This is a genomic window from Aquifex sp. (assembly GCF_056494385.1).
Genome location: NZ_JBSLZM010000031.1, coordinates 1 through 12,797, shown reverse-complemented (window position 1 = coordinate 12,797; position 12,797 = coordinate 1). Strand labels below are relative to the sequence as shown.

At 42.6% G+C, this 12,797-nt stretch carries 18 protein-coding genes; 9 read left to right on the top strand and 9 right to left on the bottom strand.

Going from position 1 to position 12,797, the window contains the following annotated elements:
- Positions 1-274 precede the first annotated feature (274 nt).
- From dnaK to ACWB1W_RS02520, 4 genes are all read right to left on the bottom strand, one after another.
- Positions 275-2,161 carry a molecular chaperone DnaK gene (dnaK, locus tag ACWB1W_RS02535; RefSeq protein WP_479369828.1) on the bottom strand — a complete coding sequence of 629 codons (1,887 nt, stop codon included), beginning with the start codon at positions 2,159-2,161 and terminating at the stop codon, positions 275-277.
- A gap of 124 nt (positions 2,162-2,285) precedes the next feature.
- A complete protein-coding gene (locus ACWB1W_RS02530) occupies positions 2,286-3,362 on the bottom strand; it encodes a cytochrome-c peroxidase (RefSeq protein WP_479369827.1) in 1,077 nt (358 codons plus the stop codon).
- Between the two features lie 25 nt (positions 3,363-3,387).
- A complete protein-coding gene (locus ACWB1W_RS02525) occupies positions 3,388-4,332 on the bottom strand; it encodes an NAD(P)H-binding protein (RefSeq protein ID WP_479369826.1) in 945 nt (314 codons plus the stop codon).
- Entirely contained in the window at positions 4,333-4,785 is a 453-nt protein-coding gene (locus ACWB1W_RS02520) for a TIGR00725 family protein (RefSeq protein WP_479369825.1), read from the bottom strand. It abuts the gene before it with no gap.
- A gap of 17 nt (positions 4,786-4,802) precedes the next feature.
- On the opposite strand from ACWB1W_RS02520, the gene ACWB1W_RS02515 reads away from it, so the two are divergent.
- Positions 4,803-5,030, top strand: a complete 228-nt coding sequence (locus tag ACWB1W_RS02515) for a DUF2905 domain-containing protein (protein WP_479369824.1) — start codon at positions 4,803-4,805, stop codon at positions 5,028-5,030.
- On the opposite strand, the gene nusB is transcribed toward ACWB1W_RS02515, so the two are convergent.
- From nusB to kdsA, 4 genes are read right to left on the bottom strand one after another with little or no spacing between them, the layout of a single operon-like run.
- Entirely contained in the window at positions 4,992-5,426 is a 435-nt protein-coding gene (gene nusB, locus ACWB1W_RS02510) for a transcription antitermination factor NusB (RefSeq protein WP_479369823.1), read from the bottom strand. The genes ACWB1W_RS02515 and nusB overlap by 39 nt on opposite strands.
- Positions 5,423-5,887, bottom strand: a complete 465-nt coding sequence (gene ribH / locus ACWB1W_RS02505; protein ID WP_479369822.1) for a 6,7-dimethyl-8-ribityllumazine synthase — start codon at positions 5,885-5,887, stop codon at positions 5,423-5,425. The genes nusB and ribH overlap by 4 nt, the downstream gene beginning before the upstream one ends.
- Before the next feature lie 4 nt (positions 5,888-5,891).
- Positions 5,892-6,554: a molybdate ABC transporter permease subunit gene (gene modB, locus ACWB1W_RS02500; protein WP_479369821.1), complete on the bottom strand. Its 663-nt coding sequence runs from the start codon at positions 6,552-6,554 to the stop codon at positions 5,892-5,894.
- Positions 6,547-7,350 carry a 3-deoxy-8-phosphooctulonate synthase gene (gene kdsA, locus ACWB1W_RS02495; protein WP_479369820.1) on the bottom strand — a complete coding sequence of 268 codons (804 nt, stop codon included), beginning with the start codon at positions 7,348-7,350 and terminating at the stop codon, positions 6,547-6,549. Before kdsA ends, modB begins: the two co-directional genes overlap by 8 nt.
- Before the next feature lie 100 nt (positions 7,351-7,450).
- On the opposite strand from kdsA, the gene ACWB1W_RS02490 reads away from it, so the two are divergent.
- From ACWB1W_RS02490 to ACWB1W_RS02455, 8 genes are read left to right on the top strand one after another with little or no spacing between them, the layout of a single operon-like run.
- Positions 7,451-8,065 carry a tetratricopeptide repeat protein gene (locus ACWB1W_RS02490; RefSeq protein ID WP_479369819.1) on the top strand — a complete coding sequence of 205 codons (615 nt, stop codon included), beginning with the start codon at positions 7,451-7,453 and terminating at the stop codon, positions 8,063-8,065.
- Positions 8,062-8,757, top strand: a complete 696-nt coding sequence (uppS, locus tag ACWB1W_RS02485) for a polyprenyl diphosphate synthase (RefSeq protein ID WP_479369818.1) — start codon at positions 8,062-8,064, stop codon at positions 8,755-8,757. Before ACWB1W_RS02490 ends, uppS begins: the two co-directional genes overlap by 4 nt.
- Positions 8,750-9,457, top strand: coding sequence for a phosphatidate cytidylyltransferase (locus tag ACWB1W_RS02480; protein WP_479369817.1), 708 nt, complete (start codon positions 8,750-8,752; stop codon positions 9,455-9,457). The genes uppS and ACWB1W_RS02480 overlap by 8 nt, the downstream gene beginning before the upstream one ends.
- 17 nt (positions 9,458-9,474) lie before the next feature.
- Positions 9,475-9,915, top strand: coding sequence for a DsrE family protein (locus tag ACWB1W_RS02475; protein WP_479369816.1), 441 nt, complete (start codon positions 9,475-9,477; stop codon positions 9,913-9,915).
- Between the two features lie 10 nt (positions 9,916-9,925).
- Positions 9,926-10,246 carry a twin-arginine translocation signal domain-containing protein gene (locus ACWB1W_RS02470; protein WP_479369815.1) on the top strand — a complete coding sequence of 107 codons (321 nt, stop codon included), beginning with the start codon at positions 9,926-9,928 and terminating at the stop codon, positions 10,244-10,246.
- 41 nt (positions 10,247-10,287) lie between these two features.
- Positions 10,288-10,461: an NADH-quinone oxidoreductase subunit B family protein gene (locus ACWB1W_RS02465; protein ID WP_479369814.1), complete on the top strand. Its 174-nt coding sequence runs from the start codon at positions 10,288-10,290 to the stop codon at positions 10,459-10,461.
- 28 nt (positions 10,462-10,489) lie between these two features.
- A complete protein-coding gene (locus ACWB1W_RS02460; RefSeq protein ID WP_479369813.1) occupies positions 10,490-10,927 on the top strand; it encodes a hypothetical protein in 438 nt (145 codons plus the stop codon).
- A gap of 45 nt (positions 10,928-10,972) precedes the next feature.
- Complete coding sequence (locus ACWB1W_RS02455) at positions 10,973-11,530, top strand: hypothetical protein (protein WP_479369812.1); 558 nt, start codon at positions 10,973-10,975, stop codon at positions 11,528-11,530.
- Between the two features lie 283 nt (positions 11,531-11,813).
- Here the strand turns inward: ACWB1W_RS02455 and ACWB1W_RS02450 are convergent.
- The coding region (locus tag ACWB1W_RS02450) for a hypothetical protein (RefSeq protein WP_479369811.1) at positions 11,814-12,797 on the bottom strand (984 nt) is incomplete at its 5' end.

Below are 12,797 nucleotides of genomic sequence, written 5' to 3'. Positions count from 1 at the left end.
AGGCTCAACGAAATTTTTACATCATACGGGTATGGTATCAATTTTTTAGAAACTATTGCCAAAATATAGTCAAATGAATATAAAATTTTGATTGGGTTGAGCCCGAGAACTGTAAAATCCAATCATTTGAATACATCCTGTCCTTAATTTGCAGTTCCGGGGTACCTGATGTAGAAGAAAGCAAACCAGATAAAGAATACGACTACGGGTTCTTTAATTATCCTTAATACCTCGTCGTTCATTAAAAAAAAGTAGTAAAGGAAGGAAAGAGGGGTTAATCAACGGGTTTGGCTTCCACTTCTCCTTCTCCCCCTTCGCCCTTCTTCTCAGTCTTCCCCGCTTCTCCGTAAAGGGTAGTTCCGAGCTTTGAAGATACCTGAAGAACTTTATCGGTAACCCTCTTTACTTCGTTTATATCCGTTGCGGTTTCTATAGTCTTCTTTGCTTCTTCAATGACCTTTTCCGCTTCTTGCTTTACGTCTGCCGGAACTTTGTCTCCCGCTTCTTTAAGCGTCTTTTCAAGCTGGTAAACCAGGTGGTCAAGCTGATTCTTAGCCTCTATGAGCTCTTTCTTTTTTCTGTCTTCTTCCGCGTGTTCTTCCGCCTCTTTTATTATCCTTTCTATCTCTTCGGGTGTGAGTCCAGAGGATATTTCAACCCTTACGGATTGTTCTTTACCCGTTCCGAGGTCTTTGGCGGTAACGTGCAGTATTCCGTCCGCATCTATGTCAAAGCAGACCTCTATTTTCGGAACACCTCTTGGTGCGGGAGGTATTCCCGTAAGGTAGAACTTGGCAAGGGACTTGTTGTCCTTTGCAAGAGGTCTTTCTCCCTGTAGAACGTGTATCTCAACCTCGGTTTGGTAGTCTTGAGCAGTCGTGAACACTTCACACTTCCTAACGGGTATGGGTGTGTTCCTGGGTATAAGAACCGTCATAACACCTCCGTAAGTCTCAACTCCTAAGGAGAGCGGGGTTACATCTACGAGAACTATTTCTTTTACCTCTCCCGCAAGAACACCTGCCTGTATAGCGGCTCCCATAGCCACTACTTCGTCGGGATTTAATCCCTTGTGGGGTTCCTTTCCGAAGAACTCTTTTATCCTTTGTTGAACGAGGGGTATTCTTGTAGAACCACCTACCAGAACTACTTCATCTATATCGGAGGGTTTGAGTTTTGCATCCTCAAGAGCTTGTTTGACTATATCTATCGTCCTGTCTATCAGGTCCTTTATCATTTCCTCAAGTCTTGCCCTCGTTAGCTTCTTCTGGAGGTGAAGGGGTTGGTTTGTATTGGGGTCTATCGTGATGAAGGGTAGATTTATCTCGGTTTCCATCTTGAAGGAGAGTTCCTTCTTTGCTTGTTCCGCAGCCTCCTTTAACCTTTGGAGTGCTGTTCTGTCCTGTCTTAAGTCTATCCCGTGTTCCTTCTTGAACTCCTCTATGAGCCATTCCATTATCCTTTCGTCTATGTTTGCTCCTCCGAGGTGGGTATCCCCCGCGGTAGCCTTTACTTCTATAACACCATCTCCTCCTTCAAGTATAGAAACGTCAAAGGTTCCTCCACCGAAGTCGTAAACGAGAATTCTTACGTTTTCCTTTTTGTGGAGCCCGTAGGCCATTGCGGCTGCCGTAGGTTCGTTTAGTATCCTTACCACTTCAAGACCTGCTATCTTTCCCGCGTCCTTCGTTGCCTGTCTTTGTCTTTCATTAAAGTAAGCGGGAACCGTTATTACAGCTTTCTTTACCGGCTCACCTAAAAAGGCTTCTGCAGCTTCCTTAAGTTTTCTGAGAACGTGGGCACCTACCTCTTCGGGTCTTACGAGCTTTCCTGCATTGGGTATATCAAAAGCCGCATCTCCCTTTTCGTCAGGAACAACCTTATAGGAAACCCTCTTTGCCTCTTCCTTCACCTCTTCAAACTTCCTTCCTATAAACCTTTTGCTCTCGTATACCGTGTTTTCGGGGTCTAGAATAGCTCTTCTCTTTGCAGGGTCTCCTACGAGAACCTCCTTCTCCTTAGTCCAGGAAACAACAGAGGGGGTGAGTCTTGAACCCTCTTGGTTCTGGATTACTACCGCCTCATCTCCCATCATAACCGCTACAACCGAGTTCGTCGTTCCCAAGTCTATTCCTATTATTTTTTCTTTCTTTTCCGCCATTTTATCACCTCCTTTTTTCCTGTCTTTATTATAAAAATTTAGTAAATTTCTGTCAAGTTTTGTATGGCAAATATTATTAAGGGCTTAAAAAGACAAAAAAAATTTAAGAAAAAAAAGAAAGGACTCAGAACTGAGGTTTGGGGGTGTTTTTCCTTGAAGGGGGAAGTTCGGGCACTTCCAGTGCCTGCTCGGGTATCTTTCCGGTGAGGGATTTCAGGAAGGCAACTATGTCCTTAACTTGTTGGTCTGTAAGTTCTTTTCCGAGCTGTGTTTTTGCCATTATTCTAACAGCATCTTCTAAGTTCCATACGCTTCCGTCGTGGAAGTAGGGGTAGGTGTGCTCTACGTTTCTAAGGGAGGGAACCTTAAATACGAACATATCCGCCTCGTTCTTGGTAACACCGAATCTACCGAAGTCAACCTTTATTGTGGGCTTGTCCTTAAGAACGTAGGGGTACGTTATCTTCCAGTACTCGGTTATTGCTCCGAACTTCGCAAACATATGTCCACCTACACCCGCACCGTTGTGACAACCTGCACAACCTACTTCTATGAATGTCTTTAGTCCTCTCTTTTCCTGTTCCGTGAGGGCATCGGTGTTTCCTTTTAGGAACTCGTCAAACCTTGAGGGTGTCATGAGCGTTCTCTCAAAGGCTCCTATAGCCTTTCCTATATTCACGTATTTAACGGGGTCTTTATCGTTTGGGAATGCTTTTTTAAAGAGCTCAACGTATTCGGGAATGGATTTAAGGGTCTTGACAACGTTTTCCTCTGTGTTTGCCATTTCTATGGGGTTTACTATGGGTCCGAGGGCTTGTTCTTCAACGTCTTTAGCCCTTCCGTCCCAGAACTGGGCTATGTGTATAGCTGCGTTGTAAACACTGGGGGCGTTCCTTGGTCCTATTGCCCACCTATGCCCTATGGATGTCGGGAGGTTATCAACTCCGTATCTTGCAAGGTTGTGACAGGTATTACAGCTTATCAGCCCGCTCTTTGAGAGTCTGGGGTCGTAGTAAAGCATCTTTCCGAGCTTAACCTTCTCTGGGGTAACGGGATTTTCCGGATTTTCCGCTACTTTTGGAAGCGGTTTGAAATACTGTCTTGCCATCTCAAGGAGCTTCATATCCTCGGAGTTTCCCTTCTCACTTGCTCCGAGGCCAACGGTGCTAAAAAGTGCCAGGGCTAAAGCGAGTTTTCTCATCTTTCCACCTCCTAATTGAGAATCATTATCTATTAAATATTATATCAAATTGCTCTAAACTCCATTTAATACTTTCTTCATAAGAGATAGGCTCTCTCTTACAAATAGCTTTTATTCCGTCTTCCACCGCTTCGTCTTTCAGGACACCACAAACGTTAGGCTTCCACATCATCCTCAGCTGGTCCCTTGAGAAGGGTGGAGGTTCAAGGAATTTTTCAAGAACGTATGCGGGCATATACATAAGACTTTTTGGAAGGGGAAACATTAAAACCCTTCTATTCCAGTGGGAGAATATATCCGAGAGAAGTTCCTTAAAGCTCACTACTTTTGTTCCGCAAAGCTCGTAAATCTTTCGGTCGGTTTCGGGGTTTTTAAGAGCCTCCGCATAGGCACAGGCAACGTCCCTCACATCAACGGGCTGAAAGGGATACCTACCGAAGTCCGGTAGTGCCACAACCGGAAGAAACTTAGTAATCTTGTTCATATCGTAAAAAAGTTTCTGTTCAGGGCCGAGGATTATAGAAGGTCTGAAAATAGTGTAGTTAATGCCCGAGTTTATAACCTCTTTCTCCGCCCACCTCTTGGTTTGGTGATACCATGAAGGTGCAAGGTCGTAGGTTCCCAGGGCACTCATGAATATAAACTTCCTGATACCTACATTTTTTGAAGCTTCCACAAGATATTTCGTGTAGAGGTAGTGAACTTTAAAGAAGGTAATACCCTTAGATGGAATCTCGTAAAGGATACCTATAAGGTGGATTACAGCGTCCGGCTTTTCCCTGTTTAACACCTCAAAAACCTTCTCTTTACTTTCAAAGTCAAGTTTTATACCTTTCACCGAGTTTCCAAAGAGTCCTTTTAACTTGTTCGGGTTTCTTACGCCTGCAACTACTTCGTGTCCTTCCTCAAGGAGTTTTTTTGTTATATGCCTCCCTACAAATCCCGTAGAACCCGTTATAAACACTTTCATTTAAACCCTCCCGAAGAATTTTTTCACCTCTTCTACAACCTCCTCAACGGAGCTTAACTGTTTCACACCTTCAACGTTGTGGGTTTTATACCCTACCACATACTTTCCGAGTATTAAGGCGTAGGCTATCTCGGAAAGGGTCCCGTAGTTTCCCCCTATGGCTACGACCATCTCACCGCTTGCAACCACGAGAGGATTTCTGTTCCAGTTAAGACCCGTATTTATCTTTACATCAACGTAAGGATTTGCTTCGTGTCCGTCGTACGAAGGGAGGATACCTATCGTGAGGCCTCCCTCTTCCTTTGCACCCTTGCACACAGCTTCCATAACACCGGTCCTCCCCCCGCAAACAATTACGAGCCCCATTTTCGCAAACTCCTTACCCAGTCTGTAAGCTACCTCATACTCTTCTTCACTTGCCTTTGAGGAACCTATTACGGAAATCTGTCTCATAAACTACAATTTAAGTGATGGGGGAAATAGGAAAGCTATTAGTGATTTTCGGAGTAATTCTTGCTATCACAGGTATTCTGTTAATACTATTTGAAAAACTTCCCCTGGGGCTAGGAAAACTGCCCGGTGACATTCTTATAAAGAGGGACAACTTTACGATTTACATACCTATAGCAACATCTATTCTTCTGAGTGTTATCCTCACCTTAATTCTTAACCTTCTCTTTCTTCTTTTTAAGAAATGAGTTGTATATTGCGGATAAAACGCCGTTTACGAACTTTGCAGCCTTCTCGTCGGTAAACTTCTTTACTATGTCTATTATGTCTATAAACACCCTTCCGGGCTCCTGAGATTTCAAGAATAAGAGTTCCGCTACACCGAGTCTTAAAGCGTTTCTCTCAACATAACCCAGCCTGTCTATACTCCAGCTTTTTAGGTGTTTTTCTATTATTGCGTCTATCTCGCTTACGTTGTTTACCGTAGTCTCAACGAGTTTTTTAGCATACTCGTAAGTGTTTTTATTCTGAATGTTTTTTTCCTCAATAACTTCTTTAAATATCTCCGAAGGCTTGTCTCCTCTCAGGTCCCAACTGTATAGAACTAAGAAAGCCGTATCCCTTGCACTCTTCCGATATCTCATCTTAGCTTCTTAAATAGATTAGCCATTTCTATTGCGGAAAGTGCGGCCTCCCAACCCTTGTTTCCGTGCTTTGTTCCTGCTCTTTCTATCGCCTGTTCAAGGGTATCAGCGGTTATCACACCGAAGGTTATGGGTTTTCTCAGTTCCAAAGAAAGATTAGCAAGTCCCTTTGATACCTCAGAGGCTATGTAATCAAAGTGAGGAGTAGCTCCCCTTATAAGAACGCCTATAGCTACCACAGCGTCTATATCTTCCCTTCTTGCAAGCTCTCCCGCTGCTACGGGGATTTCCCATGAACCGGGAACCCTTACGAGTGTTATGTCTTCTTGTCTTCCTCCGTGCCTCAGTATACAGTCTATAGCTCCCTCAACGAGTCTATCAACGAGCGCATGGTTAAAACGGGAGGCTACTATGCCGAATTTTAAACCTTCGGCTACCAGCTCTCCTTCATACGTTTTCATAACGTTAATATTTTAAGCCTTTTCTTTTACCGAACAGGTATACGAGAACCGTTGATATGAAGGCAATAGAGAGAAGAATAAGACTCGCTATATGGGCACTTTTGTAGTCAAGGGCTTGAACGCTATCGTATACGTATATGGATAAGGTTCGGGTTTCTCCCGGTATGTTCCCACCAACCATGAGGATTACACCAAACTCTCCAAGGGTATGGACAAAAACAAGAATGGAAGCGGTAATTACACCCTCGGTGGAAAGGGGAAGAATAACTTTAACGTAGGTTTCTATCGGTGAGTAACCGAATATGTAGGCGGTTTCTACGTATTCTTTCTTAACTTTCTCCATAGCGTTAATCACCGGAAGGACGGCAAGGGGGAAGGAGTAAACCAGTGAAGCAAGAAGTATTCCCTCGAAAGTGAAAAGGAGTGACTTGCCGAATATTTTTTGGGCTAACTTTCCGAGAAAGCTCTCGGGAGAGAGTAAGAGTATAAGGTAAAAACCGAGAACCGTAGGGGGGAGAACAAGGGGAAGGGTAAAGAGAGAAACGAGAAAACCCTTTCCCTTAAAATCCTTAAAGGCTATAAGGGGAGATAACAGGAGGGAAAGAAACATAAGGATGAGTGTTGTGGAAAAAGCGAGCTTAAGGCTTACAAAAAGAGCCTCAAACATTTGCAGGTTTCTCGTAATACTTCTCAGACACTTCCCTTATCTCAAGTATCGCCTCAACTATCCTCTCAAGCTCACTTAAGGGAAGTTGGGTAGCTGAGTCGGATAAGGCCTTCTCGGGCTCGGGGTGGGTTTCCATAAAAACACCGTCACAACCCACAGCTACTGCTGCCCTGAGGAGGGGAAAGATAAACTCCCTCATACCTCCTGACCTGTTTCCGAGACCTCCGGGAAGCTGAACGCTGTGGGTAGCATCGTAAATAACCTTTGCATACTGTTTCATTATGGGAAGGCTGCGAAAATCAACTACAAGGTTGTTATAACCGAAACTCGTTCCCCTCTCCGTTAAGTAAATCTCCTTAGCCCCTCCGAACTTAAGCTTTTCAACTACGTTCTTCGTATCCCAAGGAGCCAAGAACTGCCCCTTTTTAACGTTTACCGGTTTTCCCGTCCTTGCTGCGGCAAGCAGTAGGTCGGTCTGCCTGCACAGGAATGCAGGTATCTGAATTATATCAACGACCTCACCGACCGGTTCAGCCTGCCAACTCTCGTGGATATCCGTCGTAGTTTTCAGCCCGAACTCTTCCTTAACACGCCTGAGGACGTTAAGACCGTAATCAAGTCCGTGCCCCCTGAAAGAATGTATGGAGGAGCGGTTAGCCTTATCAAAGGAAGACTTAAATACGAACTCAACGTCCTTAAATTTATCCTGAAGCTCCCTAATCCTTTCCGCTACTTTCAATACTAACGATTCGCTTTCTATTGCACAGGGCCCGGCTATTATCAGAAATCTTTCCATGGTATCTGTTAATATAATACTGGTCATGAGAAAGGGGATACTGCTCCTTCCTTTGCTTATAATGGCGTGTGCGCCCGTCTCAGAAAAGGAAATAAAAAATATGGAAAAAAGGATAAGCGAACTGGAAACAAGGGTCGCTAAGCTTGAAGAACACTTGGAGAAAACAGATAAAAAGATAGCGTTAATAAACGAAAGGATGGACAAAATAGCTCTGGAGATAGGAGAGATAAAAAAGGAAATGTACTTAAGGCCTAAAGAAGAAATAAAAAGAGAAGAAGAACGAGTAGGGAAAGAAGAACTAGGGGAGATTCCGGAGGTTGAGGGAGACCCGAGAGAGGATTATAAGGAAGCTCTAAAACTTTACAAATTGAAAAGGTTGAACGAGGCAAGGGACCTTTTCGTTGATTTTATTAAGAGGTATCCCAAAACAGACCTTACGGATAACGCTTACTTCTGGCTGGGTATGATTTACTACGAGCTCGGGAATACCGAAAGAGCCCTTCAGATATTTGAGACGCTCATAGAGAAGTGTAAAGGAGGGACGTTGCCCGACTGTAATAAACTCCCGGATACCTATTACATGCTCGTTAAGGTGTACACGGAACAGGGTGAGGTAAATAAAGCAAAGGAATACTTTACAACCCTTAAGATGGAGTTTCCTAACTCCCCTTTGGTTGAGAAAGCTGAGAACATTTTATATAAACCTGAGGAATGAGTTTAAAGATTCCCGAACACGTAGCGATAATAATGGACGGAAACGGAAGGTGGGCGAGGAAAAGGGGACTTCCCCGTATAGCCGGACATTACAAAGGTGCTGAAGTTGCGGAGGATATTATTGAGTTCTCAATAGAACTCGGCATAAAACACCTAACACTTTTTGCCTTCTCAACCGAAAACTGGAATAGACCGAAAGAAGAGGTTGAAGCTCTATTTGAGCTCCTCAGGAGATACCTTCACACAAAGAAGGAGAAGATTTATAGACTGGGAGTAAGGGTTCGCTTCATAGGAAGGCGGGACAGAATAAGCAGGGAACTTTTAAATTTGATGGAGGAAATAGAGGAAGAGTCAAGGAGATTTAAAAATTTATTTCTCAATCTCGCTATTGATTACGGGGGAAGGGATGATATACTGAGAGCCGTAAAAAAAGCGGTAAAGCTTCAGAGGGAAGAGATAACCGAGGAGTTTTTTTCAAGTTTGCTTGACCTTTCTTGCTCTCCGGACCCGGACCTCCTTATAAGAACCGCAGGTGAAAAGAGGATATCTAACTTCCTACTCTGGAATTTAGCCTACACAGAGCTTTACTTTACCGAGACCCTATGGCCTGACTTCAACAGGGAGGAGTTTCTGAAAGCCCTTGAGGACTTCTCAAGGAGAAAGAGAAAGTTCGGAAGGGTTTTAGATGAGTAGGGAAACTTACGGAATAATAATAGGCTTAAGTGTGATATTAATTACCTTTCTTCCGCTTCCCATATTTGCGGTTTTTGTATGTCTGCTTTCCTACTTTGTATCAAAAGAGATTTCTAAGGTTTTAACGGAAGACGTTTCCTTATTTTCACCCTTCATACTGTTGACCCATTATCTTTTTGCTCCCCTTGCTTATCCCTTAATAGGACTTGTGGCTTTATACAGGGGATATAAAACATGGTCAATAAACTCTTTTATAAAAACGATATTTCTCGGATTTTATCCCGCCTTCTTCCTTTCCTACCTGATAGGTATAAGGGAAAAGGGAGTATACATCACCTTAGTTTTTATATTCGGTATATGGATAAACGACGTTTTTGCCTATTATACGGGAAAGCACTTGGGTAAAATCCCTCTGTTTCCAAAAATCTCACCGAAGAAAACCCTTGAAGGATTTTTAGGCGGATTAATTCCTGCATCAGTGTTCTACGGATTATTTCTCCCCGAAGAGTTTTTTAAAGCCTTCTTTATAGGTTTAATTACCGTGAGTATGGGTGTTGTAGGAGATTACTTTAAGTCCTTCATAAAGAGACAATACGGTGTTAAGGACTTTTCAAACGTTTTCGGGGAACACGGTGGATTCACGGACAGGTTTGACGCACTTATTTTTTCTTCTCCTGTTTTTTACTTTTTCATAAATTAAGTTTTAGGGGGTGAATTATGAAAAGAGTTTTTATTTCCCTTTTAATAATAATTTCTTTTTCCTTTTCGGGAGAAAAAGTTTTAAAGGCGGTCTTTGATTGCGCAGTCGGAGACCTCAACTGGATAAATCTTAGATTATCCCTCATTCAAAAAACCGCGGAAATGCTCGTAAGGGAGGGTAAATCCTACAAATTCGTTATAACTATACACTCTTACTGTATTCCGGTCGTTGACGGAGACCTGAAGAAGTATCCCGAGGAAAAGAGAGAGAAGATAAAACTCATACAGTCTAAACTGAGAACGTTAAAGGAGCTTTACGAGATTGATATAAAGGCGTGTAACATAGCGATGAACAGAATGAAGATAAAGAAAGTCCCCGAGTTTATAGAAGTTGTCCCCAACAGCTGGATAACCCTCATAGAGCTCCAGAACGAGGATTTTGCATTCGTTCCCTTTTAAAAATTCGCACATGATAAAAGCCAGGATATATTGCCTCCTATGGAAAGGTTATACAAGAAGGGATTTCCTTAAGTTTGCAACCTTAACGACTGCGGTTTTAGGACTTCCTACCTCTCTCATGCCAAAAGTGGCAAAGGCTCTTGAAACAAAGCCCAAATCCGTAGTAATACGGCTTGAATTACAGGGTTGGGCAGGATGCACAGAATCCTTTATAAGGTCAACCTCCCTACTTCCTACCGAAGTACTACTTGACTTCATATCCCTTGAGTACCACGAAATGCTTATGGCACCTTCGAGGGATTACGCAGAAAAGTCAAAAAGGAAGCTATAGAGAAGTATAAAGGTAAGTATATACTTGTTGTTGAGGGATCCGTGACTCCGAACGGTGTTTACTGCACCGTAGGTGGAAAGTTAAACTACAAGCTTCTGAAAGAAGCTGCAGAGAATGCTGCATTCGTGGTTTTGGTGGGAAGTTGCGCATCTTGGGGAGGAATTCCGAAAGCCTCACATAATTCCACGGAGCTGTTCCGGTGTACGAGGTTGTAAAGAATAAAACGGTTGTAAACGTTCCAGGATGTCCCCTATAGGGGACATTATGGTTGCGACGATAGTTCATTATCTTGCCTTCGGAAATCTCCCTCCCCTTGATACTCTAGGAAGACCTAAGACATTATACGGGGAAGCCATTCACGACAGGTGTTACAAGAGAGCCTTTTACAACGCCGGTAAGTCTGCGGAATCCTTTGACGACGAAAAGGCGAGAAAGGGATACGGCCTTTATAAACTTGGGTGTAAGGACCCAATAACGAGGAACGCGTGCCCCACGATAAGGTGGAACGGAAGCCTGAGCTTTCCCATACAGTCGGGACATCCCTGCTTCGGATGCTCCGAGTCTGATTTCTGGGATAGAGGCTTCATTTACAAACCTCTCCTTAAGTTTGCCATACTTATTTTCTCCGTCGGAATGGCCTACAGGTTCTTCAGGGAGGTATTTGCCCATAGGGGTTGTTAACAGTTAACCGATTTTCTAACTGTAAAGCAAAAGAAGAACACAAAGATGAAAAGAAAACAAACTGAAAACAAAGTAGTTCTTTCCCAAAAGGTAAAACTCCCTAAATACCTTAACTTTTACCTTCACAATCTCTTTGAGAGAAGCAAAGCCCTTGTAAACTTTGAACTTCAAAACTTGTGGAATAAAGAAGGATTTGAGAAACTCAAAACCAACAAAAAAGCGTATAAAACTTTAGGACCCATTTTTGAAAGACCATCTTCTGTTCCCTCAAGAATATTTAGAAACTCTTTAGAACTCTCAGGAAGAATCATCAGGTATCAAATAGAAAGAAAGGAGCTATTTGAGCCTATCTACTCAAAACCTTGTCTTGTGTTTTGGTCTGAGTTTAAAATCAAAAAGCATTTCAAACTCTCTCAAAGTCCATTGTTTATCCACAGCGTCCAAAGACAGGTTAAGAACCTGATAAAGAAGTCAAAGAAGGTAAATTCATACTTTGAGCTTAAGAGACCAGAATTTAAGGGGAATGTAGTTTTAACGGATGCAGATGACGGAGTAGAAAAAGGACAGTTTAAGAAGCTAAGAGTGAGCGAGGAAAAGATATAGCTAAAGGTAAAGGTTCCTGAAGGAAAGAAATGGATATGGAAGGAAATTCAGATAGAGACTCCAAAGAGAATAAAAAAGCTTTTAGAGAAAGGATATTAAGGTAAGAGCACCTATATTTTTGAGGGAAAAGACACGCAGAGGAGAGAGGTATCTCTTCCCCTACTCCTACTCCTATAAAGCTAACTACCCTACTTGCGTATTTGAAACTCCTTAAATGCACTTACCTTTATTCCTTAATGCCCAAATTCCAAACTCAAATCTTTAACACTATGCTCTTACAGCGTTAACTATTGTTATCTAAGAAGGAACGGTTTCCTATCTTTTTGTCGTTATACTCAAGGCTTATGAAGGCAAGCTCAAGTGAGAGTGCATACATAACCAAAAAGGCCAGCGGTATGGTTACGAGGAATACACTAAGGAGTATGGCTCCTCCGAACATAACCGTGAATAAAAAGGACCAGAGGATACCCACACTTACGTAATCACCCGAAAAACTTTCTCTGACGAAATCGGGCGTTAATATCTCAAGGGTCGCTTTTAAAGATTTTATAAAATTTGTAGGTTCCCTTTCTGCAACCCTTGAGAAGAGCAAAGGTATAACGTATAACTCCCAAAGAAGGAAAAGAACCGCAAGGGCAAGAAGGACAAAGACCAGTTTGTTTGTATGTGCAATGTTCCAGTTGGGAATGCTATTCGCGTATATAAGGGAAAAGACGATAAGAACAGAGAGGAATATTACATTTACGAGCGAAAATCCTATAGAAATTCCTAAGCCCCCTTTAAAGAACTTTATAAAGGTTTCTTCAAACTTTATACTTCTGAAAGCCCTTTTCAGCTCCTCTTTGTCGTTATAGTCGGTAGACTTAAGTTTACTTATCACGTGTAGTATAAAAGCGTTTAGAAAGGCGTTTAAGGATAAACCGAAAAGTGTTCCGAGGTAAGGAAGTGCGGATAGTATGGATAGAACTAAAAAGGCAACGGACCACGATATGAGTAAACCCGGATTAGACTTTATAGCGGTGTAAACCCTTGAGAAAAGCTCCCCTACGGATTCTTTCTCAATTTTCACCTCAATTATGGAAGCGTATTTATCACTTACCTCCTGTATCTTCCCGAGTAAGACGGGGTCCCTAACGTATAGTGTTACAGAACCGTCACTTCTCTTTATATTTTCGTATTCTCTTCTTTCAATTCCGAGAACTTTATTAAGAAGGTTGAACAAAAACTCTTCCGGAGCTTCCTCCTCCTTTAACCTTATCCTTACCCT